Annotated in this window: 19 protein-coding genes; all 19 read left to right on the forward strand. The window is 42.2% G+C overall.

The features are described 5' to 3' along the window. Window positions 1–24 precede the first annotated feature (24 nt). Window positions 25–519 carry a lysozyme gene (locus AADY36_RS06770; protein WP_062564165.1) on the forward strand — a complete coding sequence of 165 codons (495 nt, stop codon included), beginning with the start codon at window positions 25–27 and terminating at the stop codon, window positions 517–519. Continuing rightward, the gene (locus tag AADY36_RS06775) at window positions 491–979 is read left to right on the forward strand and encodes a hypothetical protein (RefSeq protein WP_342408715.1); all 489 of its coding nucleotides are present in this window, start codon (window positions 491–493) and stop codon (window positions 977–979) included. The genes AADY36_RS06770 and AADY36_RS06775 overlap by 29 nt, the downstream gene beginning before the upstream one ends. Continuing rightward, the gene (gene lysC, locus AADY36_RS20860; RefSeq protein ID WP_425272492.1) at window positions 870–1,112 is read left to right on the forward strand and encodes an Rz1-like lysis system protein LysC; all 243 of its coding nucleotides are present in this window, start codon (window positions 870–872) and stop codon (window positions 1,110–1,112) included. Before AADY36_RS06775 ends, lysC begins: the two co-directional genes overlap by 110 nt. Then, complete coding sequence (locus AADY36_RS06780; RefSeq protein WP_342408716.1) at window positions 1,060–1,377, forward strand: HP1 family phage holin; 318 nt, start codon at window positions 1,060–1,062, stop codon at window positions 1,375–1,377. Before lysC ends, AADY36_RS06780 begins: the two co-directional genes overlap by 53 nt. Then, window positions 1,377–2,090 carry a hypothetical protein gene (locus tag AADY36_RS06785; RefSeq protein WP_342408717.1) on the forward strand — a complete coding sequence of 238 codons (714 nt, stop codon included), beginning with the start codon at window positions 1,377–1,379 and terminating at the stop codon, window positions 2,088–2,090. The genes AADY36_RS06780 and AADY36_RS06785 overlap by 1 nt, the downstream gene beginning before the upstream one ends. Further along, window positions 2,090–3,823 carry a terminase gene (locus AADY36_RS06790; protein ID WP_208855476.1) on the forward strand — a complete coding sequence of 578 codons (1,734 nt, stop codon included), beginning with the start codon at window positions 2,090–2,092 and terminating at the stop codon, window positions 3,821–3,823. The genes AADY36_RS06785 and AADY36_RS06790 overlap by 1 nt, the downstream gene beginning before the upstream one ends. A 3-nt stretch (window positions 3,824–3,826) precedes the next feature. Next, complete coding sequence (locus AADY36_RS06795) at window positions 3,827–5,920, forward strand: portal protein (RefSeq protein ID WP_342408718.1); 2,094 nt, start codon at window positions 3,827–3,829, stop codon at window positions 5,918–5,920. A gap of 2 nt (window positions 5,921–5,922) precedes the next feature. After that, on the forward strand, window positions 5,923–6,645 hold the full coding sequence (locus AADY36_RS06800) for a RyR domain-containing protein (protein ID WP_342408719.1): 723 nt from the start codon (window positions 5,923–5,925) through the stop codon (window positions 6,643–6,645). 336 nt (window positions 6,646–6,981) lie between these two features. Further along, window positions 6,982–8,034 (forward strand): hypothetical protein, encoded by a 1,053-nt coding sequence (locus tag AADY36_RS06805; RefSeq protein WP_342408720.1) that lies wholly within the window; start codon window positions 6,982–6,984, stop codon window positions 8,032–8,034. A gap of 10 nt (window positions 8,035–8,044) precedes the next feature. Continuing rightward, window positions 8,045–9,259 carry a N4-gp56 family major capsid protein gene (locus AADY36_RS06810; RefSeq protein WP_062564158.1) on the forward strand — a complete coding sequence of 405 codons (1,215 nt, stop codon included), beginning with the start codon at window positions 8,045–8,047 and terminating at the stop codon, window positions 9,257–9,259. Window positions 9,260–9,318: 59 nt separating this feature from the next. Beyond that, window positions 9,319–9,699, forward strand: a complete 381-nt coding sequence (locus tag AADY36_RS06815; RefSeq protein ID WP_342408721.1) for a hypothetical protein — start codon at window positions 9,319–9,321, stop codon at window positions 9,697–9,699. Window positions 9,700–9,778: 79 nt separating this feature from the next. Beyond that, window positions 9,779–10,219, forward strand: a complete 441-nt coding sequence (locus AADY36_RS06820) for a hypothetical protein (protein WP_342408722.1) — start codon at window positions 9,779–9,781, stop codon at window positions 10,217–10,219. A gap of 2 nt (window positions 10,220–10,221) precedes the next feature. After that, window positions 10,222–10,782 carry a hypothetical protein gene (locus AADY36_RS06825; RefSeq protein ID WP_342408723.1) on the forward strand — a complete coding sequence of 187 codons (561 nt, stop codon included), beginning with the start codon at window positions 10,222–10,224 and terminating at the stop codon, window positions 10,780–10,782. Next, window positions 10,782–11,435, forward strand: coding sequence for a phage adaptor protein (locus AADY36_RS06830; RefSeq protein WP_342408724.1), 654 nt, complete (start codon window positions 10,782–10,784; stop codon window positions 11,433–11,435). Before AADY36_RS06825 ends, AADY36_RS06830 begins: the two co-directional genes overlap by 1 nt. A 1-nt stretch (window position 11,436) precedes the next feature. Next, the gene (locus AADY36_RS06835) at window positions 11,437–14,412 is read left to right on the forward strand and encodes a hypothetical protein (protein WP_342408725.1); all 2,976 of its coding nucleotides are present in this window, start codon (window positions 11,437–11,439) and stop codon (window positions 14,410–14,412) included. After that, window positions 14,402–15,034, forward strand: coding sequence for a hypothetical protein (locus tag AADY36_RS06840; protein ID WP_342408726.1), 633 nt, complete (start codon window positions 14,402–14,404; stop codon window positions 15,032–15,034). Before AADY36_RS06835 ends, AADY36_RS06840 begins: the two co-directional genes overlap by 11 nt. Before the next feature lie 6 nt (window positions 15,035–15,040). Beyond that, window positions 15,041–15,370 (forward strand): hypothetical protein, encoded by a 330-nt coding sequence (locus tag AADY36_RS06845; protein WP_342408727.1) that lies wholly within the window; start codon window positions 15,041–15,043, stop codon window positions 15,368–15,370. Between the two features lie 39 nt (window positions 15,371–15,409). Then, on the forward strand, window positions 15,410–17,035 hold the full coding sequence (locus AADY36_RS06850; RefSeq protein ID WP_342408728.1) for a hypothetical protein: 1,626 nt from the start codon (window positions 15,410–15,412) through the stop codon (window positions 17,033–17,035). Further along, the gene (locus AADY36_RS06855) at window positions 17,035–23,502 is read left to right on the forward strand and encodes a hypothetical protein (protein ID WP_342408729.1); all 6,468 of its coding nucleotides are present in this window, start codon (window positions 17,035–17,037) and stop codon (window positions 23,500–23,502) included. The genes AADY36_RS06850 and AADY36_RS06855 overlap by 1 nt, the downstream gene beginning before the upstream one ends. The last annotated feature ends 6 nt before the right edge of the window (window positions 23,503–23,508 follow it).

Consider the following 23,508-nt stretch of genomic DNA (forward strand, 5'->3'; position numbering starts at 1 on the left):
TATGCCTAAATTTGAGAACAAACTATGAAAGCAGGAAAACTTATAGCGCTGGGGTTTTCCGGCATTCTTGCGGCTGCAGGTGTAACAATCGCTACTTTTGAGGGCCAAGAGTTAACTGGCTATGTTGACCCTGTTGGCATTGCAACCACTTGCTATGGCCATACTGAAACAGCTGTTGTTGGCAAAGAGTACACAGAAGATGAGTGTTTGAACTTGTTAGCTGATGATTTGGCAACTCATAACGAACAGCTAATGAGCGCTATTAATACAAAGCTGAGCCAAGGCGAGCACATTGCGTATTTATCATTTCACTACAACGTAGGCTCAGGCAACTTCCAAAGCAGCACATTACTTAAAAAACTAAACAACAATGATCGCATTGGCGCTTGCAATGAGTTGTCTCGATGGATTTTTGCTAAAGGCCAAAAGTTACCAGGCTTAATCATACGAAGAGAAAAAGAGCGTTCAATATGTCTTGATGGAGTAGCAAATGTTCAAAGCACTATTCAGCAGCATTGAAAGAATCGCTATCGTCGCATTACTAGTGGCACTGGCTTACGCAACATATCAGCTTGTGACGATTGAAAACGATCTTACAGAAGCTAATAAAACGATTAAAAGTAAAAGCTTAGAGATTGATAACTTAACAATGCAAACTGAGTTCTTAGCGCAAAGCGTCGAACTAACTGAAAAGCAGAATCAAAAATTAATACGTGAGCGAGAGTCATTGTCACGCATTAATCAAGCCTACCAAGATGAAGTAAGCCAGCTAACGAACAGCTTACATACATCACAATCTGAAATCGACAAGTTACGAGAGTCAAGCGATGAAGCTATTAAACAATGGGCTAATGATAGCGTTCCTTGTGATGCTATCCGCTTGCTCAAGTACGCAAGAGCCAGCGAGTGTGACAAGGACGGTGGTACAGACGAAATACGTGTACGTAACACCGCCGGAAGAATATCTATCCAACTGTAACATCGACATTAAACAAATAGCAGGAAATGCGAGTTTGTTAGCGTATGCGCAGTATTTAGAGTTTGTCATAGATAAATGCAATGAAAATATTAAACGAACCAAACAATGGGCCAGTGAATTTAACAATGGATAAATCAACAGCAGCAGCTAGTTACACCGCAAGTATCGGTACTGGTGTCGGTGGCTTATTGTCACTTAATAACATTGCCCTTGCGCTTGGTATTTTGTTCACAGTGATAACGTTTTTAATGAACTGGCGTTATCAGAGCAAAAAGCATGAGCTTGAACTTCAGAAACGCCGTGAAGATGCTGAGTACCATAAGGCACGTATGAGGGAACTGGTGCGTGATGATGAACAAGCATTAGCTGAGTGCAAGGCAGGCTACGGTGAACAGTAGTGTCAAAATGGGACGATTTAAAGACACTATTCTTAAAGGAGCATGAAGAAAGTGGTATAGGTCCGCGTGATTTCTGTGAAAGTCACGGCCTTAATTACGCAACAGCAAGACGTTATATAAAGCTGCCTCAAACCAATCTGAAGAAACAACCAAAGGCTAGAGAGCGTAAAACCAAGGAAGGCAAGCAAAAGCCCGGTGTAAAACCTGGTACTCGAAATCGGCACCTTGTAACGCATGGTGGTTATACAAAATACTTCGAGAATGAAGTAAATCAACTTGTAGAAGCCACAACCCTTGAAGATGAGCTCGCTCTTTGTCGAGCACGCATTCACATGGTTATGAAGGCCATGGAAGGGATCAATAAGAAGCTTGAAGATCCTGAAACGGATGTTGATACAGTTGCGCGGTTTTATGAGTCATTATTCAAAGCAGAGTCAGCGCTAGATAGAAACATTACACGCGTTGAATCAATTATAAAAACGCTATCAAATCTTGAAACGGACTCACTCGCACGCGGCAAGTTGATTGCTGAAACATCAAGAATATCACAACAAACTAAAGCACTGGTTCATGCAACTAAGCGCGGTAAACATCAAGCGGAAATTGCTGAACACGAAGCTACGAAAGCGAGAAAAGAAGCGGGTGGTACTAGCAAGCTTGATAACTTCATTGATAGTCGCACTGACGGCTTAGATCAGGTGGTAAGTGAATAATGCAGCCAAAGCTCGCTAAATATCCAAAAAGCACCTGGTTAACAGAAGAAGAACGCTTCACTTTAGATGATGTAGACCTGTTAGAACGTTGTGAGCCATATTTAGACTGTTGGTGGTGGCGACTAAACAACCTTTACATAATCGCTAACGAGAAAGGCCAAGAAGTTTTATTTCGTTGCCGGCTGGCACAGACCATGTTGTTTATGACCATGTGGTTTTTAAACATCATATTAAAAGCGCGTCAGTTGGGCTTTAGTACAGCTATTCAAGTTTTCATTCTTGATCACGCTATGTTTAACGATAACAGACAGTGTGGTGTTATTGCCCAAGGTAAAGATGAGGCAAGCGCGATATTCTCATCCAAGATACTTTACCCATACGAACGGTTACCAAGCTGGCTAAAGACAGGTAAGCGCTCGATTAAAAGTAAAACGGGCACTGGTATTTGGTTTAATAATGATAGCTGGGTACGTGTTGCTGTTTCGTTCCGCTCTGGAACACTTCAAGTCTTACACGTTTCCGAGTACGGCAAGATATGCGCGCAATACCCATTACGTGCAGAAGAAGTTAAAAGCGGCTCATTCAATGCTGTTCATGACGGCTCATTAATATTTGTTGAATCGACAGCAGAAGGCGCTGCAGGTAATTTTTTCGATATGTCTGTAGAAGCAATGGAGCTGCTAGAGTCAGGCATTGCATTAACGAGACAAAACTTTAAGTTTCACTTCTTTCCTTGGTTTGAAGATCCTAAGTATGTTGCAGCAGTCCCAACAAGCGGACTAAAGCTAACTAAAGAGCAAGTTAAATACTTTAAGTCAGTTGAAGCGGCTAATGGAATAACGCTCAGTGAAGAGCAAATATGTTGGTACATCGGCAAAGAACGCAACATGAAAGACAAGATGAAACAGGAGTTTCCATCTACGCCAATGGAAGCGTTTTTAACATCAGGTCGAAAAGTCTTTGCGAGTGACGATTTGATGCGTGTTGAAGGTCGTTGCAAAAAGCCTCTCATTGTTTATGAAATTGAGCCCTATACAGGCAAGCTCAAAAAGATGAATGGCAAAGTGGACCTGTCATCTAAAGCAGCTGACAAGCTAGCACAATCAACACTTGGTTACTTACTCGTTTGGGAACTGCCAGACGATGACGAAGAATATGCGATCGGCGGCGATGTTGCAGAAGGACTTGAGCACGGCGATCGCAGCTCATTAGATGTATGCGCGAAATCAGACGGTCGCCAAGTCGCTCATTGGTTTGGTCATATAGATCCTAAACGCTTTGCTCATATCAATAAGCATATTGGCCTGATGTATAACAAGGCGTTTATTGGCATAGAGCGTAACAACCACGGCCATGCAACACTTCAAGAGTTAGTTGAGATTTACCCGACTAGCCGGATTTACACAGAAGAACACATTGATCGTGAAGACACGGACGAAGAAACAAAAAAAGTAGGATGGCATACCAGTGCACAGTCTAAACCAATACTCACTAGTGGTTTGGATGAACTACTTACACATGACAAGGACGGCATTGTTTGGCGCGGAACAGCCAACGAATTAAACACCTTTGTTTACGATAAAAAAGGACGCATGGGCGCGCAGCCCGGCGGCTTTGATGACCAAGTAATGAGCTACATGATTGCTAAAGAAATGCTTGTCAGAATGCCGAAGAAACTCATTAAAGATAATACTCCCGCACCGCACAACCCTAACTCTTGGATGGCACGATAATAAATGGCTGATTTTGCAAAGAACAAAGATGGTTTGTCGTTAGATAAGCTATTGTCGATCCTTGGTGACATTGACTCACAACCTGATTGGCGAACACCCGCAACAAAAGCATGTGCGTATTATGATGGTGATCAATTAAGTGCAAAAGTTAAAGCTATTCTAGAAGAGCGTGGGCAACCAGACATAGTGCACAACATGATTGGCCCCACAATTGATGGCGTATTAGGTTTAGAAGCTCGTTCACGTTCTGACTTGATGGTTTCAGCTGATGACGAGCAAGGCGAAGAGTTAGCGAAGGCACTTAATGAAAAGTTCAAAGACTATTGGCGCTTAGCTAATGGCGACCGAGCGTGTTCCGATGCATACGCGAGCCAATTAAAAGCGGGTATTGGCTGGGTAGAAGTTACTAGAAATCCAATTCCTTTTGCAGCACCATACCGAATTAAGTTTATTCATCGTCGTGAGGTTTGGTGGGACTTTCACGCTGTTGAAGCTGATAGAAGTGATGCACGCTGGATTGCTCGCCGAAAATGGCTTGATTTAGATGAAGCAATAGCGACTTTTCCAGAGCATAAGGAAATCTTGGAGCAATCAGTTAATCACTGGGAAGACTTCTTAAGAACGTTGGATGAAGAACACACCGAAGATCATGCACTGCAATCTGCTTGGAGCGATGCACAAAGCTGGAATAGGTCAACTAGTGAGTGGTTAGACACAACACGTAAACGCGTGTTACTGCAAGTTATCTATTACAAAGTCTGGAAGCGTGCTCACATCATTCGACTGTCTGATGGCCGTGTTATCGAGTTTGATAAAAACAATACGGCACATGTTGCAGCTGTTAATAGCGGTAAAGTTCAGCTTGAATATGCTGCATTCCCTAATGTGCGTGAAGCATGGTTTATTGGTCCACATCGTATTATTGATCGACCAAGCGAAGCACCAGGTGGCATGTTTAACCTTGTTCCATTCATTGGTTATCAAAAAGACGCAAGCGGTGAACCTTATGGTTTAGTCAGTCGAATGATGCCTGCACAAGATGGTATTAATGCGCGTGTTATACGCCTGAACTACTTATTGCAGGCAAGGCGTGTTATCGCAGATGAAGATGCAACACAGTTATCAGATAGACGTGTGAAGGAAGAGGTCGAAAAGCCAGATGGCTACATTAAGCTTAATCCGGAGCGTAAGAATAAAGGCAAGGCTAGTGATGCAATAAGCATTCAAAACGACGTAGGCATTGCAGCACAGCAGTTTAACTTGATGCAGCATGATATGAAGCTGATACAAGATTGTGCTGGTGTTTATAACTCGATGTTAGGTCAAGACAGTAATGCAACAAGTGGTGTAGCTATTGCCAACTTGGTAGAACAAGGCACAACAACACTTGCTGAAATAAACGATAATTTCCATTACTCGCGAAACAAAGTAGGTGAGTTACTTCTTGCTTATATTATCGAAGAGCTTAAACCTCAAAATAACATCGAGGTAACTGTTAACCGTGAAGATAAAGCAAAACGCCGCTCTATCGTCATTAATGAGCCAAACCCTGAAGGGAAGCGCAATAACGACGTAACTCGTTGGCGCGGGCACATGGCACTGGCACCAGTTAAAGCCACGCCAACATACAGACAACAACAAGCAACACTGCTTACAAATACTATTAGCCAGTTACCACCAGAAGCACAAGCAGCAACTTTACCAATGCTTGTAGAGCTTATGGACCTACCAAACAAAGAAGAGTTTTTATCGACACTACGCCAAGCCTTGAACATTCCAAAAGCTAAAGAGGATATGACCGAGGAAGAATTAGCACAGGCACAAGCTCAGTCTGAAAAACAACAAGCAATGGAGCAACTGCAGCAACAAGAAATTCAGCAGAAGGTGCAAAAAATCGTACTAGAAAACAAGCAGCTTGAAGCACGTATCAATGAAATTCAGAAGAAAGCCGAAACTGAAGGCGTGAAAGACGAGAAGATCCAAGCCGAAACGCAAAATATCCTTGCTGAGGTGCAGAAGAAACAAGCAGAAGTCGCAGCGCTTAAGTCATCAATCCAAACAAACTTACAACAGCAACTAGACGCAATACAGGTGTAAAAATGAGTGAGCAAACCGAAGAATTAATAAATGTTTTAGTGTGCGGTAATGATGGCGCAACTGTTCATATTCGTGAAGTAATGGCTGAGTTTCAATGCTTCAAAGTGGTACAGGCAGCTGAAATTAAATCAGTAGCTAAGTTAGAGGAACAACCAGAGCTCTCTTTAATTATTGGTATACCGGGCACTGATGTCCAATTGCCGTATTTAGCAAGCACCGAACTTACGGCTAGATACAAGCCAGTAGCAGGTGATTATTTAGTACTTTATGAAAATGATTATGTCTCTTTTAGTCCTAAAGAAGTTTTCGAAGATGGATATAACAAAATTGAGTTTGCTGATTTTGAAGGCGCTGACGAGCTCGGCATTCCAAAAGAGCATATGGGGCAGGTGACAGCAATTGCTAAAATGTGCCATGAAGTAAACCGAGCTTATTGCAAAGCGCTTCGTGAAGAACAGCCAAGTTGGGAAATGGCACCACAATGGCAAATTGACTCAGCGATTAAAGGTGTTGCTTTTCATATTCTGAACCCTGATGCACCTGCTAGTGCTTCCCATGATAGCTGGATGGCTGAAAAAGCTATTCAAGGTTGGAAGTATGGCAAGGTTAAAGATGCTGATAAAAAAGAGCATCCTTGTATGGTCCCGTTCCACCATCTACCGGTAGAACAACAAGCGAAAGACTTTATTTTTAGCACCATAGTTAAACAAGCTATTCAGGGCTAAATATGAACTTATTAAAACACTTCTTTTTAAAGTTCATAATGCCAGCTTTCATGCCTGTTGAAAGCCATCAAATACAACAATTAAAACCAGAGCTAATAAATCAAAGTATTAAGCAACGCAAACCAGTTTATGTAATTAGCTGGGGAAGTGTTGATGTGAGGTTACGTAAACCTTACCGGTAATAAATCCAATTAAGTATGTACTACGCAGAAATTAAGCCGCTTTAGGGAAACCCAAGGCGGCTTTTTTGTGCGATGCACAACAACTCGCAAAGGCAGCGTACAGCCTACAACTTTAATTTTCGCAGCTATGTGTCAAATAGTGATGGAGTCATAAGTGGATAATCTCGACGATATTTTAGAAAACGGCACACCAGAAGAAATCGAAGCGGCATTGGCCGACGTTGATCTTGATGGTGACACGCTTTTTGGTGATGAAGATGGCAGCGAAGTAAGCGAGCCTGTAGTAGACACTAAAGAAGAGCCTGCAGCGGAAGCTGAAGCCGAACAGGAGCAAGGCAAAGAACAAGCTGAAACAGACGTAAATCCGGAATCGTCAACCGAAGCAAGTGAGCAAAAAGGTGATGTGCCTGAAGGTTTTGTGGAAATCGACGGTAAATACTACGTTGAAGCAACAGACATTACGAGTAAGAACGGCCAGCACAGCTTGCCTTATGATGTACTAGTCAAAGCGAGACAACGTGCGGCAGACGCAGAAGCGGCAAGCCAACGTATAGCCGATGAAAAAGCAGAGCTGGAAAGCAAGTACGAAGAAACTAAGCAGTTAGCTGAATTGCACAGCAGTCAGTTAAAAGACGCGGGTATCGACGCACGCAAATTGCCTAAGCAAATGCTTGAAGATCCTGAATTGTTGGCACGTATCAAAGAGGAATATCCAGACTTAGGGGAAATGGTCGGCGCTTTAGCTGAACAACTCCGAGAGCACAACGCTAATAAGCAAGCATCCCAAGAGCCTCAGAAGCAAGAAGAGCCCTCAAGTGATAATTCGGTCCAAACTGCTTTTGAAAGTTCAAAGCATCTGAAATCGTGGCGTGATAATGATTCAGACAAGTGGGAAATGGCCCAAGTTATTGATGAAAAGCTCGCAAGTGACCCGTCTTTTAAAAACAAATCAGTAGCAGAGCGCTTTGCAGAAGTTGAAAAGCGTGTTCAGTCAGCGTTTGGAGAGCAACACAAGCCTAAGCCAAGCGAAGTCCCATCTGCTGCAATCCCCAATTCACCGACCGACTTAGGATCACAAGCAAGCGACCTTAGCGCAAATGCAAGTTTGCTCGATAAGGACGCGGCAACGATGACTGATGAAATGTCAAACATGACAGAGGCTCAGATCGAAGCCTTGTTATCTGAAGCGTCGGACGTTTTATTCTAGGAATTAAATAATGAGTACGATCACTAGAGCACAGGCTGCAAAAGCATTTGGCGCAGCCTTGTTTACACACACTCGCCGTCAAAACACGTTTGTAAACATGTTGACCGGCGGTGCTCCGCAATCTGCGAAAAAAGACACGAACCATGGCAAAAACCAAACCGAGAAAGGTGCGCCAATTGTGATGATCCGTGACTTGGAATCTCAAGCCGGTGATACGGTTGAAATGGATTTATTCCACAACCTAAATGGTTTGCCAACTATGGGTGATAAGAAACTGGAAGGCCGCGGTGAGAGCTTAAGCAAAACAGTGTTTGAATTACGCATTGATCAAGGCCGTAAAATGGTTGATTCAGGTGGCAAGATGAGCCAAAAGCGTACTAAGCATAACCTGCTTAGCACTGCTAAAACGCTGTTAGGTAATTACTACAACGACCTGAAAGATGAAGTGGCAATGTATCACCTGGCAGGTGCACGCGGTTCATTTAACCCAAGTGACATTATCGTTCCACTTGAAGACCATGAAGAGTTTAACGAAATCATGGTTAATGAAGTTCAAGCGCCTACTTATGACCGTCATATCTTTGGTGGTGACGCAACGTCATTTGAAACGTTGGACCCAGCTGACATTTTAACGTTAGACAAATTAGATGATTTAGCGTTGATCCTTGAAGAGCAGCAAAACCCAATGAAGCATATTTCGTTTGAAAAAGACGAAATGGCTAACGAGTCGCCGTTCTTCATCCTGTTTGTTACTCCGCGTCAGTGGCGTGACTTATGGAATAGTGCGTCAGAGAAGAAAATGCAAGAGCTTATGTCTCGTGCAATGGCGCGTGGTCGCGGCTTTAACCATCCAGTATTCAAAGGTGATGTGATCATGTGGCGTAACATTCTTGTTCGTCAATATCGTAAGCCAGTACGTTTCTATGCAGGTGATACTGTCACTGTTTCAAACAATGACAAGTTAGCAACGACTAAACAAGTAACAGCTGGTGCGGATATCGACCGCGCAATCTTGCTGGGTGGTCAAGCGCTAGGTAATGCGTATGGTAAAGCTGAGTCAGGTACTCACTTCCATATGAGCACGAAGAAGGTCGACCATGACAACGGTAATGAAACAGCCATTGTTTGGATGAACGGCTGTAAGAAAGTGCGATTTGCAGACCGTGAAGGCCGTGTAAATGACTACGGCACGATGGTTCTTGATACTGCTGTAACACTTCAGTAAATCTTAAAGGCGGTTCATACCGCCTTTTAATTCTAACTTTATAAATAGTGAAAAAGATCATGAAAGAAACATTCTATCGCGGTGCGCAAGGTAATTTGTCATTACATGTGCTAACGCTATCGCTAGCTGCACTAGCAGCGGGTTCAACGGTCATTGCAGCCGAGCAACTGCCTATTGGTACACAAGTAACCGGTATTCGCGTTATTAATGGTGCGCTTGGTGCTGACACAGAGCTAACGACAAAGCTCGTTGATTCAAAAGGTACAGAAACTGAGTTGTCAGTTATTGATACTGTTTCAGCAGGTACTGATGTAACACCTGTAAAACCAATTTATATTGGTGATAAAGGACCGAGTGATTTGGTGATTGAAAACTCAGGTACGGCTGCTGCTACTGGTGAAGTAACACTTCAACTAGAGTATCGATTCAAAGGCTACTAAAAGCTATTTGATGTTGTAATTAAAACCCTGCAAATGCAGGGTTTTTTATTTTGAATTACTGACTTATGGAGTCATTAGAATGGCTACGAATATTGTTTATATTGGTTCAAAACCTGTAAAGAAAGATACGGTGTGTGGTACGCGCCTTATTTTTAAACGCCACGAACCTATTCCGGTAGATGATGCATTAGCGCCACGTTTTTTAGATTTTCCTACCGTGTGGGTAAAGGAAAGCCAGCTAGAAGGCGTTATTGAGCGACAAAAAATGCTAGACAAACTGGCTGAAGAAGAGCGACTTGCTGCAGAAGAGGCCGCTAAGAAAGCTGAAGCAGATGCCAACATGGTTGTGATTGTAGAAGGGGAAGAAGTTGATCTTGCTAAGTACAGCTCAAAACAGCTAGATACCTTTGTTGTCGCGCATGAATTAGAAATCGAAGGCCCTAAAAAGCCAGTAGATGACTACCGCAAAAAAGTGCGTGATGCATTTCGTACCTTAACGAGCAAAGAGGGCGAGGAATAATCATGGCTCAGCTGTCTACCTTGATCCCGCTTGTTCGAGAGCGTTGCGGTGGCGTTCTTGACAAATTTGCACTTGATCACCTTAAGCGTGCATATCAAAAGTTTTGCGCAGAGTCCTTGTATTTGGCTCGCTCACAACAATTCAATCAAGGTGAGGCAGCACTGTTAACCAGTGATGATGAGCATTCGTTTGGGGGTGTTAGTTTTGTTCTCGATACTAACGGCCATGAGCTAGAGCGGGGTATTGATTACAACGTATCAGTGAATGGCGAAGTATTTCTAACAAAGAATACCTCAGTCATTAAAGTGTTCTATTACATTACACCGCTGTTTTCACTACCTGATGATTTTAACGCAAATAACACGCTGATCAGTAAGTACGCTGATTACCTTGCCGATGGCGCAGCATCAACACTCATGAAAATGCCTAACACTCAATGGACTGATATTAATTTTTCAGAGCACTACCGTCGCAGCTTTATAGACGGTTACCGCCTTGCATACCGCGAAGCTATCAATGCGCTGGACGAACAGCGACCAACTAAACCTAGAGAGTTTTACTAATGGCTATTGTCACATCAAAAGAAATTACTACGCGAGTAAATAAGTTACTAAACGATCCGGGCTTTGTTCGCTGGCCTGAAGAAGAGTTATTGAATTACTTGAATGATGCGCAGCGTGCGATTGTTCTACGCCGTCCTGATTCATATAGCATTGATATTGATGATTTTGCATGTGTAGAAGGTACTAAACAAGCACTGCCAGCAGATGCGCTGCGATTGATTGATATTACTCGTAACGCAACCGGCAAGGCTATTCGCGGTCCATATAACCGTCAAGTGCTCGATGATAATCATGAGAACTGGTATGCAGGAACTGATGCTACTGAAGTTCAGCTCTATATTTATGATGAGCGTGTGCCAAAAACCTTTTATGTTTATCCAGGTGTAACAGCTGGTGTTCTATTGACATTAGCCTATTCGAAAGCGCCAGCGTCAATTGATATGACAGCTCATAATGCAAGCGAAGTCATTGCACTCGATGATATTTATGTTAACGCGATCATTGAGTGGGTTTTATATCGCTCATATATGAAAGACGCTGAATACGCAGCAGATCCAAACAAGAGCACTATGCACTTACAAGCTTTTGAGAACCAGCTGGGCCAGAAAAATCAAGCTGATAGTGCAATGATGGGTCAGCAGAAGGGGCAGTAAGATGACAGCAAGTGCAGGCGCGTGGTATCGCGTTGGAACAGTAAACGTAACTGGTGGTAGCCAATATGTAACAGGTGTAAGTACTAATTGGCAAAATGATGTTATCTCGATTGCAATAGGTGATATTTTTACGCTTGATGCTAAAACATGGTACGAAGTAACTGCTGTAAATAGTGATACAAACATTACATTAGATCGTGACTTCGAGGGAGTCACTTTAAACGGTCAAAGCTATGCAATTGTGCGCAATACATCCGGCACAATCCTAACGCGTATTGCGGGACAGATATCAGTACAGTTCAATCAAAAGCAGCTGTTCTTAGATGAATTACGCACTTGGCTAAACTCTGATAATGCTAGTGAGCCACTTACTGATAGCCACGGCGTTAAACAGTCCCTAAAAACACCAGCACAAATGGTTCGCGATCATGATGATAAGTTGGCTGCTTTAGATGCTATTCATCCTTATCCTTGGGCAATTCGCAAAGGTGTATTTGAGTCTAATAGAAACACTGGGCGTAAAAGATTTGCTGCAAGTTCATTTATATCGTTTGGTAAGCACTCAGGTGTTGATAACGTTATAGGAGAAGGATTACAGACCTACTCGTCATTTACAGTTGCGGAGCAAGCGAACTCTATTTTGCTAGGTAGAACAGCAGCAGAGTCAAGTTCAAGCGCCAAATCAAGCACCGATTCCGCAGTGCTCAATTTTGATGGTGTTGAAATAACGATTGATATGCAAGAGTCAATTCAGTACCACAGAACAAAAATTAACTTTCCGCCCCCAGAAGAAGGCACAAGAACGTACGATAACGAGGCAGGAATAAGCGTAGTTCATGCATCACCAGCAGTTGCATTTGTGAGTGAAACAGAAACAAACAAGGTCGTAACAGATCGAGTGGATTTATGGGGTTTTGAAATTTTCCTTAGAGAAATAAACGAAAACGACCCGTTTGTTTATGACAAAGGGATGCTACAAAGCAAAGCTTCAACTATTAATGGAGTACCCGCAACTTACAACGCTATTAGACCATTATCATACTTTGCTTGGTATATCGGTGATGAGTCAGTTCGTGGTCAAGGTGTTAACTGGTTAACTGCCAGTGAAGAAAGCAGAGCCAAAATTGCATCCGATCCGAGTCATAATATCTTTTTTGATGACGAAACGGGTAAGTTTTACCAGTGGACGGTAAGAGGTAGAACAATTGCAGGATTGGGTAATGGTGACTGGGCGTCTATCGATTCAGCAAAAGGCCCTAGTACTGCATACCCTATTTTAAAATGGGATGGATTGACTAAAGTCCGGCCTCAAGGTGTGTTTGATACTGTCGAAGAACCTTCAACACCTGAAGGTACTGGAATTTACACATCTAAAAACAACGGCGTATCTTGGGGTGGGGATAAAGAGATAAAAGATAGAGGTATTTATCAGGCATGGTCAAGTTCTGGTTACAAAAACACAGATTATTTTGCCTCGGGTTATAGGAACTGTTACTTCGTAGTTTGTGGCACATTACCTAGATTGAACCTCGGAGGGCACCACCCGCGTGAAAATCCGCTAGGTTCTAGAATGTGGACTAAACCAGGTAACACAACAGCAGGTGTTTGGTGTACCTCGCAGTTTATTGGAACACAGAATAAAGCTATGTGTTTTGAAGTAGGCTCAGTAGGAGATGGTGCACCTGTTGCTGTAGGTTCTGGTCGCATAGTAAGTGGTCTATCAGGTCGTGCAGACAAGCGTTATGCAGATGCAGTTTATGCGTCAGGGTTAGGCGGTATTTGTCGTGATATGCGCTATTCAGCAAAGGGTCTGCAACCTAAAGACTTTGCCGAGGGTGATTTACTAAATAAGGCGGGTCTGTTTAGAGGTAGGGAACTATTACCATTTACTCGAAATATTGTGGATTCTACAATTTCTATTTCTCGATCGGATAAGTATTTTACTATTTCAGTAACTGATAATACTGAAAGTGAGTTTGATTGGATTGATTCAACACAAGCGGCATTCCCCACTTTGGCGCATGGAACAATTTTTGTTGATGGCATCGCATATACTGTTTTAGGGGCATCTAAATCTGGCTCTACAGATATAATCTTAAATACCGATAGAGTTGTAACTTCAACTCAAGGTGAAGCAGTAACTGGCTGTTTTGGTTACTATATGAATGTATCCGTGGCTGGGGTTTATACTCATACAGATGTGATAGGTTCACCAGATAAAATTAAAGTTTGTATGGAATTAAAAGATGGCTGGCAAGGGAGTTGGATACCAAAAGTACCGGATGGTGTAATAGATAGTTTTCCACTGACTAAACCATTTTATGGAACAGGTAGCAGTATTGAGCGATTAACAACCCTTAATGATGGTGCAACCTGGAATGTTGAATCTATTAGCCTATGGAATGCCGTCACAAATGAAACAGGATACACAAATCTGTCAGCCTCAGCCGTTGTTGTACTATCGTATCAAACCAAATCAAAGACAACTGAACAAGCAGCAAATACAGCTATCCATGCGGGTGTCGAGGGTATCGGCAACGTATGGTTTTGTAACTTTGGTGGCGGGACAGTAATAAATGGTAGACTATTGGCCTACAGCCTAATTGATAAAATTACCACCGGTTCAAACTCTTACGCTAGAGAAGCGAATGCTACTTTAACACGATGGTCACTGGCTTCTAACCCATCATTATTTCCCAATGCAACGCCTGCTATTCTCAAGCATGAATCTCTAGAATTTGAAGCGAGCAACTCACCTACAGTTAAGGCTTTAAACTATTCAGTTAATGATATGGGCCAAGGCTACCTTCATTATGCCTTTGCAGAACTAGTGCATAACGGCACGGATTGGGGGGATGATGAGCAGATCCATATCACCGATAACTTATCTACGATGCTCGACGAAAACGGTAACACTGTTTTAGTAGGCACAGCCCGTTGTGTAGAACCATTAGGATGGATTAAAAATGACAAATAAATTAGACCCTATTTTAGATTTTATTGTACTCGATAACGAGCAGGTGCCACTTGTGGACGAGCGTGGTATTCCTTCGCTCAAACAACGTCCTATTGTTAAATCTATCCCTGATTTAATAGCAAAAGGCAAAGTCCAAAATATTGAAATGTTTGCAGAACAATTTGCGCAAGTTGAACAATGGGATTGGGCGGAACAGTACATTGCTTATCTGATTAGTGTTCATGAGGTAGAACAGCACAATGCGAATTTACCAACCTATTTGAACAATGAAGGGGAGGAAGTTGAAGCGTTACCTCTAGAATTACCTGAGGAACCAGAAAGGCCACCAATTCAAACGCCTACAGAAGTGCTTGAGCCGTATCAAAAGCAAATTACTAAAACGCTTGGCATAGAGTTCAAAGGGGTGCATGTATCACTTAATGAGTCAAACCAAAATGGCTTGTCTGCGTTAAAAAGTGCGCTTGAGCTATCCAAGGAATTTGAGGTTGATGACCAATTTTTTCCTATTAATTTTAACGCTGAAACATGCGATGGAACACGGGTATTAACTCTTATTAGTGAAGCAGAATTTAAAGATTTTGGTTTGCAATTTATTATGGCTAGAAAGGCTTTTTTTGAGTAGGTGAGTATGGAAAGTATTAAAACTTTAAGAACGTTAACGGGCTACATTTTATGTGGCCTTTTATTTATAGGGCCATTTATTTTTTTATCGGCATTTGCGTTGTTTGGTAGTGCCTGGGCTTTCAATAGTTTATATAGCATCGACATAGCGATTTGCAGTATTTGCCATGGCACCAAGCTCGAGTCAATTTCCGCTCGTAGCTACAGGTTGCGGCAGAATAAGCGTTACAACTATCAGATGCTCATTATTGATTTTTTAGCTAAGCCCTTCGATGGTGATAATCACTGCTACAAAGCTTACAAGTGGGAGAGCAAAGTAATAAAACTCAAGCAATAACACCACCTTTCAATTTCAACTTACACTAAGCGAATTACAATGCCTGCGATCACTGTTAAAACTTTTGCCGGTGAACGGCCTAAACTCGATCCTCGTTTACTTCCCAATGAATCTGCATCTATCGCATATGGTTGTCATTTTGATAATGGCAACCTATCACCACTAAAACGTCCAGCCTTGACAGGTATCGCGGTACAACAAACAGCAAAGACAATATACCAATACTTAAATGAATACTGGTTTGCTTGGGATAATCACGTTCATGCGGTGCCAAGTCCTATCGCAGATGATCCGTGGCAACGTGTGTATTTTACTGGCGATGGATACCCGAAAGTAACAAATAACGAAATATTCAGTGGCTCAAATATGCCTGCAGCATCTTACCGATTAGGCTTGCAAGCGCCAGAGGTGCCAATTATAGCGTCTGTAACTGAGAGAGTTGACGAAAACGAAGATGGTGCAAGCATTGACCCTAATGATGACGAAACAAGGTATTACACTCATACATTTGTCACTGCAGCAGGTGAGGAAGGACCACCAGGTGAAGCTTCACAGAGGGTTGAAATTAAATATCCAGATGAAGATAGCACCTATGTAACGCTGGTATTTTCTCCGCCGAACGTGAACGCATCAAACATAACACATAGACGTATTTATAGAACGGCAACCGGAGGCGGCTCAGCCGATTATTTATTTGTGGCTGAAATACCAATCTCGCAAAACGCTTTCACTGATGATATTCAAGGAGATGAATTAGGCGCGTCACTTGATACCTACGACTATGAAATGCCAAACGAAGCTATGATCGGACTAACGTCGATGGCGAACGGTATTCTTGCTGGCTTTTTTGATAGCACAGTTTGTTTTAGTGAGGCGTACCTGCCTTATGCATGGCCGAGTGATTATCAGCAGACTACAGAGCATGACATTGTGACAGTTGCTGCCCTAGGCAATACATTGGCGGTACTAACTAAAGGTTACCCGTACTTGTTCAGTGGTATCACGCCCAGTGCAATGGCAGGGCAAAAATTGGAATTTAATCAAGCGTGCGCAAGTGGGCGATCAGCAGTTATTGTTAATGGCTCGCTGATCTATGCAAGTCCAGATGGTTTAATTTCATTGTCAACAAGCGGCCTTAGCATGCTGACCAATCAAATAATTACTCGCGAACAATGGCAAGAGTATGAGCCTCAAACAATAGAAGCATATCACCAAGAAGGGCGCTACCTCGCGTTCTACGGAGAAAATTTAGACAAAGGTTTTATATTCGATCCAAACACAGGTGACTTTCGGCATTTTACAGCAACCGCAGACTGTGGCTTTAACAGCTTAGTTGATGATGCGTTATATACATGCCAAGGAGGAAATCTAAGCAAATGGGAGTCTAGCCCTTCTGTTATGAGTTATCAGTGGCGGTCTAAGGACTTTGAAGCACAAGACATAAGCTTTGCTTGTGGCATGGTTAAAGGGGTTAACGTTAACCAATCAGGTTTACGTATTTTTGCTGACGCAATAGAAGTGCTACACCTTGAGCCCGGTAAAATTCCTAGCGCAGCGTTCAGGCTCCCTCCATCTCGCGGCGATTCTTGGGCGTTTGAGGTTTATGGTAGAGGGACAATTCACAGTGTTTCAATTGCAACGACAATGCGTGAGGTTGTGGCTTAATGGTAAAGAAGCTAAAGAAAAGTGATTTTCCTGGTATTGGCCGACAAAGTGGCAAGCAAACGCAAAGTGCTTTAGCTGAAAATATAGAGTTACTTACAGGTCAACGTGGCGACGGTCAAAATAGGGCTTTATTAGTTAGAGATCTGGTTAACCTTGATCAGATGAAACTTGATGCACTGAGACAAAGTGCCACAAGTGGCAACACTAATAGTGGTGGTCTACCTATTGTGGTTGGAGGTGTCGAAAAGCCGCATAAGCCTGTTAACCTTTCTGGTACTGGCGGCTTTACTTTCATCGCACTTACTTGGGATAGCCCAACATATTGTGGTCATGCTTATGCTGAAATTTGGCGAAGTGAAACTGACTCATTTAGCAGTGCTGTACTTATTGCGACAGAAGTAGCCGATGTATTTAGTGACTCAGTTGGCATGGGTGCTGAATATTATTATTGGGTCCGCTTTGTAAACGTTGCAGATATGAAAGGCCCAACACACGCTGCAGCTGGTTTGAAAGTGGTAACACAAGAATCTGCGGCTATGATCCTAGATGAAATTGGCGGCTTGATTGAAAAGTCACATTTAGGTGATTTCCTCACTTCTGCCATAGACTCTATCCCCGATATTGAAAACATAATAGACAGTATAGTTTTAGAGGAAATACCAGCACTAAAAGTTGATATTGACGAATTTGAGATTGATATTGCTGAGTTACGAACCAATGTCGACCAGTTTTTTATTGATATTCCAGAGCTAAGATCAGATCTTGATAAAGTTAGTCTTGTAGAGATACCTGAGTTAAAGACTGATATTGACCAGTTTAAAATTGATATTCCCGCTTTGCGTGAGAACGTAGACCAATTTTTAATTGATATACCTAGTATTCAAGGTGCCGTTAGCAATATACAAGTAGAAATACCTAATATTAACAACTCGATCAATGCTTTAAACGTTGAAACTGAAAATGCTAAACAGAGCGCCGATGAAGCTAAAAACAGAGTTGAATCAATTGAAATAAGTAATGACGATTTAGCAAGACAGTTAATAGATGCGGCTCTTATTAACGACGAAAATTGGCAAAATAACGCGACTAAGTTTGTTCTGTTTGAGTCTGAACTTAATAACATGAGCGCTCGGATAGAGGCCGAGTTTCTAACCAAAACAGAAGCTAATGAAGCTATTGCTGCTGCAGCGGAAACAATACGTGTAGAAATTGAAGAACATGGCACATCATTAAGCGGTGACATATCAAATACGTACTACACAAAAGCGACCACTGATCAGGCGATAGCAACATCAAGAAATCAGCTTAAGGCAGAAATAGAAGATCCTGAAGGTACTAGTGTAGGGGCCCTACTCAATACGCAATATTACACGAAGGTTGATACCGATAGTGCTATTAGTCTATTCGCTCAGCAACTAAAGGCTGAAATCGAAAATCCAAGCGGTAATAGCTTGGGCGCTTTAATTAATAATGATTATTATACAAGCGTCGAAACTGACAGTGCTATCTCTGCTTATGGTATTCAGCTTAAGGCATTGATTGAAGATCCAGAAGGGGATAGCTTAGGGGCTTCACTCCAAACAAACTACTACACAAAAACGGACACGGATAGCGCTCTAAGCCAACTAACTACAAATCTTGAATCAGCCATTGAGATAGCAGGGCAAGACACTGAAAGTAGCATACAGGCCACATTAGACACGCAGTATTACACCATCACTGAAACTGATAGTGCAATTAGCCAAGCTACTACACAGTTAAAATCACAAATTGACGGTGAGATAAGTGCGACATTAACCAGTGATTATTTTACGAAAGCAGAAACTAACGAAGCAGTCACTACAGCATCGCAATTGCTCAAGTCAGAAATTGAAGATCCAGAAGGGAACAGCTTAGGCGCAACGCTTTTCACTGACTACTTTACGAAGGCAGATACCGAAGCCGCTATATCGCGCTCTATTTTTGAATTGAACAGCCAGTTTGACCCGCTAGCACAAGCTGTTATTGATAATGCGCTAGCTAATGATGAAGCACACAGCAAACAACAAGTTATAACGGCCAACATTCTACAGCAACAGCAAGTTACTACGGATGAGACAAAAGCGCTTGCAGAGTCATTAACTGTTATTGAGTCGCAATTCAATGACAGTAGCGCTCGCATAACAGAGTTAACCAAGTCATTTTCAGATAGCTTGGCAGCAAATGCAAAAAGCACGTTCCAACTACTTAGTACGATAAATGAAAACAAAGCATTCTTAGAAACAAATTATCTTACAAAGGTTGATACTGAAGAAGCCATAAGCCAAGCTGAAACGCGATTACAATCAAGCATAAACGGCACAAGTTCTGACATTTATCAAAACTTCTACACAAAATCGCAAACAGACAGCGCGATAAGTACAGCAGTAACCGTGCTGGGTTCAGCCATAGATAGCGATATAGGCGAAGTTTCCGCAGACTTACAAAACAACTATTTCACAAGCATTGAAACAGATAGCGCTATAAGCCAGGCAACGCAGCTTTTAAAAAGTGAAATAGAAGATCCAGAAGGCAATAGCATTGGCGCTATATTAATAAGCGACTATTCGACAAAAACAGAAATAGACAACGCTATAAGCGAAGCGTCCCTTCAACTGAGTAGCAGCATTGATGATTTAGAAGCCAGTATTTTTGATAGTGTTTACACTATTGCTGGTGCTGATGAAGCGATTGCAAATAGTGTTACAGCGTTGAGAGCAGAACTAAACCAAGCCATTGATAATGGGGATATCGAAACACTGCAAGCAGTCACTGCAGATTTACAAAGTAATTACTATACAAATGTGACTATTGATAGTGCGATTGCTCAAGCCACAACGACGCTAAAAAGTGAAATCGAAGACCCTAGCGGTGACAGCCTAGGCGCTGAGCTGTTTACTCAGTATTACACCAAGACTGATACAGACGGTGCGCTTGCTGAGTTAAATACACAGATCAGGGCTGAAATGGACCCATTAAGCCATGCTGCTATTGAAAACGCGCTGGCGAATGATGAATCAAACAGTCAAAGACTTCTTTTTGAAGCAGAAATAATATCCAAACAACAAGCGCTTGTTGACGAACAAGGGGCTATTGCTGAATCTATATTTGCACTACGCTCCGAATTTGGAGATAGCCAAGCAGAGCTATATAGGTTAGAGGAAACGTTTGCTGGAACCGTTCTAGCGACAGCTAAAGAAGTTACCCGACTAGAGTCATCCATAGACGACGTATCAGCAACATTATTGAACAGCTATGATACATCAGCAACGACAGCTGAAGCGATAACAAGCGCAACGACAGCGTTAAGAAGTTTAATTGAAGATCCAGATGGAAATAGTGTAGGAGCGAACTTACAGTTAAATTATTATACAAAGACAGATACTGACAACGCTTTAAGTGAATTAAACACGCAACTTCAATCATCAATAGATGGTGTGAGTGCTGATATTTACGAAAATTTTTACACGAAAGCGAATGCTGACAGTGCTATAAGTTCAGCAGTAACGGCGCTTCGATCCGACGTTGAAACTGATATAGGGCTAATTAATGCAGGTTTAGACCAAAACTATTACACTAAAACAGAAACGGATAGCTCTATTACACGGGCGGACCAATTACTAAAAGCCGCAATTGAAGATCCTGAAGGTGAGAGTTTAGGTGCTACCTTATTTAATTCATATTACTCAAAGGTGGCGACAGATAGCGCAATAAGCGACGCAACTACAGCCTTAAACTCAACGCTTAGCCAATTGGTTTCTGACGGTGACCAGACTGTTATTGATGAAATAAGCGCTGACTTACAAGTTAACTACTACACCAAGACAGTAACGGATCAGGCGATTGCTGATGCAACAACACAGTTACAGTCAAATATTGATGATGCAAATGCGGATTTATATGAAAACTTTTTCACGAAGTCTCAAACAAGCAGTGCCATAACAAATGCTACAACAGCGCTAAGATCTTCACTAACTCAAGATATTGAAGATGGTGATCAGGGCATTAAAGACGAAATAAACGCAGACTTACAAGTTAATTATTCAACTACGGCAGAAACCTACACAGCCATTAGCCAGGCAACCACTGCGTTAAAAAGTGAAATTGAAGATCCAGACGGGGATAGCTTAGGCGCTACGCTCTTTAAAGATTTTCAAACAAAAGCGGACGCAGTAGAAGCCAGTGCAAGCACCAGCCAACATTTAAGAGCCGAGTTTGAACCAAGTGCACAAGCGATTATCGAAAACGCGCTTGCTAATGACTTAGAAGGTGAAAGACGGATATTTGCCGAGGCTGACTTAATCCTCAATCAGCGTGTGCTTGCTAATGAGCAAACTGCTCTGTCTGAAAGTGTTTTTGCTTTGAATGCAGCTATAGATGAAAGCAACGCAGGCTTATACCAACTGCAAACAGCGTTTGCTACAAAGGCGCAAGCCACAGCACTAGACTTATTAAAGCTTGACAGTGATGTAGGTGACGTTAAAGCAGATTTAATAAACAACTACCTTACAAACGCTAGTGTAAACGAAGCAATTGCAAGTGCTGATCTTGCGTTGCGTGCAGCGATGGAAGATCCTGATGGTGATAGTATCGGCGCTGATTTACAAACGAACTACTATACGAAAGCCGCAGCTGATAGCGCCATTAGCTCAGCAACAACGCAATTGAAAAACGTAATCGAGGACCCAAGCGGCGACAGTATAGGTGCTGATTTATTTGTTAACTACTTAACAAAGGCAGAAACGAACGCTGTAATTAGCGAAGCTAAAACGCTTTTAAATTCGACTATTGATGATCTTGAATCAGACTTGCAGGTTAACTATTCAACAACTGTGGAAGTGGATGCAGCAATAAGCGAAGCATCAGAAGTTTTAAAATCTAACATCGATAGCAACCAAGCAATGCTAGTGTCTGATTATTACACGAAAGTTGCTACAGATGGCGCCATAAGCTCAGCAATCAATGCTCTTCAGTCTAGTTTTGATAGTGATATCGATTTCTTGGTGTCGGACTTACAAACCAATTATTACACAAAAACGGCTGCAGATAGTGCTATAAGCAATGCGACAACGCAATTAAAAAGCACCATAGAAGATCAGGCTGGTAGTAGCATAGGCGCGGATTTATACAACAACTACTATACAAAAACAGCAGCAAACAACGCTATTAGCACTGCAACAACAACGTTAAAATCACAAATTGAAGATACTAACGGTTCAAGCGTTGGCGCTAGCCTGCAAACACTAAGTCAAACAGTCGCGACAAACGAAGGTGTTTTTTCATCGCTTTGGGGAGTTAAAACGAATGTTAACGGCTTGCAGTCTAGTATTGGCCTTGTAAATGATGGTGTGGAACCTATATTTGCGGTGAAGGGCGCGAAGTTTGCTGTTATAACAGATCAAGATCCTACTAACTTAACTCCTGTATTTGCTGTTTCTGACGGCAAGACAGTTATAAATACGGCAGTAATTGACCAAGCATTTATTCAAAGCTTAGTTACCGATGAGTTGCTATCAAACCGTGTAGTTGTAGGCTCTCAATTAAGCTCTCCATCTATAAACTATAATCCGAGTACGGGAGCAAGAAGTAACAACTTCTCGATTGATCCTAATGGCAATATGCTAGCTAAAAGCGCAACTCTAGAATCAGTCACTATAAAAGATAGTAGTGGCAATGTAGTTATGTCGTCTACAGGGGCTATACCATCATCTAAAGTGACAGGACTAGGGACATTTGCGAGTAAAAATTCATTAAATTACAATGAGTTGGGAGGGAAACCTACGCTTGGAACTCTAGCGGCAAAAAATTCGCTCTCTTTCAATGAGTTAACAGGCTACTTGGATTATGACGAGATAACAGGAAAACCCGTGCTAGGCCCGTTTGCTGGACTTAGTAAAATCCTGAGCTCAAACGTTAGTACATATATTGCAAATGGTGCGATTGGCAGTGCTCAAATAGATCAGGCCTATATCAACACATTGTTTGGTAATAATGCGAGTTTCTATGGAACAGTTTACGCTGCAAATATTGAGGGTGATGTAACTGATTTAAGAGTGAAAACATCATCTAACGTAAATGCGACAACTCATAGCCAAGAATACACGGTGATCAGTTTCACAATTGCAAGTTTGCCATTTGCTCGAAGTGTTACAGTAAGTGGAATTAAGATTATTGGTAGTCACGGATTCAGCGCTGCACCCGAAGCGGAGGTATTGCTGTATGTGTCCGGTTTCAGCGGTGCACAAGATTCATACACGCATGCATTTAGTGGTGATGATGGAACGCGAACTGCGGTAACCAAAACATTAGCGGCAACAATACCAGCGAACTCTAGTAGAACAGTAACATTGAAAATCAAGAAGACATCAACGGAAGGAACGCAGACCGTTAACGCTCCGGCGCAAAGTATTATCTGCCAAACTTTCAAAGATGGCTCAACGATTAGTTAATGGCAA

Source organism: Pseudoalteromonas sp. D15MCD-2 (assembly GCF_038562745.1).
GTDB lineage: Bacteria > Pseudomonadota > Gammaproteobacteria > Enterobacterales > Alteromonadaceae > Pseudoalteromonas.

What these genes read in the sequence shown, in the direction of transcription:
- AADY36_RS06780 (WP_342408716.1), top strand. Translation starts at nt 1,060, where the DNA reads ATGAAAATATTAAACGAACCAAACAATGGGCCAGTGAATTTAACAATG.
- AADY36_RS06840 (WP_342408726.1), top strand. Translation starts at nt 14,402, where the DNA reads ATGACAAATAAATTAGACCCTATTTTAGATTTTATTGTACTCGATAAC.
- AADY36_RS06845 (WP_342408727.1), top strand. Translation starts at nt 15,041, where the DNA reads ATGGAAAGTATTAAAACTTTAAGAACGTTAACGGGCTACATTTTATGT.
- AADY36_RS06790 (WP_208855476.1), top strand. Translation starts at nt 2,090, where the DNA reads ATGCAGCCAAAGCTCGCTAAATATCCAAAAAGCACCTGGTTAACAGAA.
- AADY36_RS06795 (WP_342408718.1), top strand. Translation starts at nt 3,827, where the DNA reads ATGGCTGATTTTGCAAAGAACAAAGATGGTTTGTCGTTAGATAAGCTA.
- AADY36_RS06815 (WP_342408721.1), top strand. Translation starts at nt 9,319, where the DNA reads ATGAAAGAAACATTCTATCGCGGTGCGCAAGGTAATTTGTCATTACAT.
- AADY36_RS06825 (WP_342408723.1), top strand. Translation starts at nt 10,222, where the DNA reads ATGGCTCAGCTGTCTACCTTGATCCCGCTTGTTCGAGAGCGTTGCGGT.
- AADY36_RS06850 (WP_342408728.1), top strand. Translation starts at nt 15,410, where the DNA reads ATGCCTGCGATCACTGTTAAAACTTTTGCCGGTGAACGGCCTAAACTC.
- AADY36_RS06770 (WP_062564165.1), top strand. Translation starts at nt 25, where the DNA reads ATGAAAGCAGGAAAACTTATAGCGCTGGGGTTTTCCGGCATTCTTGCG.
- lysC (WP_425272492.1), top strand. Translation starts at nt 870, where the DNA reads ATGCTATCCGCTTGCTCAAGTACGCAAGAGCCAGCGAGTGTGACAAGG.
- AADY36_RS06800 (WP_342408719.1), top strand. Translation starts at nt 5,923, where the DNA reads ATGAGTGAGCAAACCGAAGAATTAATAAATGTTTTAGTGTGCGGTAAT.
- AADY36_RS06830 (WP_342408724.1), top strand. Translation starts at nt 10,782, where the DNA reads ATGGCTATTGTCACATCAAAAGAAATTACTACGCGAGTAAATAAGTTA.
- AADY36_RS06855 (WP_342408729.1), top strand. Translation starts at nt 17,035, where the DNA reads ATGGTAAAGAAGCTAAAGAAAAGTGATTTTCCTGGTATTGGCCGACAA.
- AADY36_RS06835 (WP_342408725.1), top strand. Translation starts at nt 11,437, where the DNA reads ATGACAGCAAGTGCAGGCGCGTGGTATCGCGTTGGAACAGTAAACGTA.
- AADY36_RS06810 (WP_062564158.1), top strand. Translation starts at nt 8,045, where the DNA reads ATGAGTACGATCACTAGAGCACAGGCTGCAAAAGCATTTGGCGCAGCC.
- AADY36_RS06820 (WP_342408722.1), top strand. Translation starts at nt 9,779, where the DNA reads ATGGCTACGAATATTGTTTATATTGGTTCAAAACCTGTAAAGAAAGAT.
- AADY36_RS06775 (WP_342408715.1), top strand. Translation starts at nt 491, where the DNA reads ATGTTCAAAGCACTATTCAGCAGCATTGAAAGAATCGCTATCGTCGCA.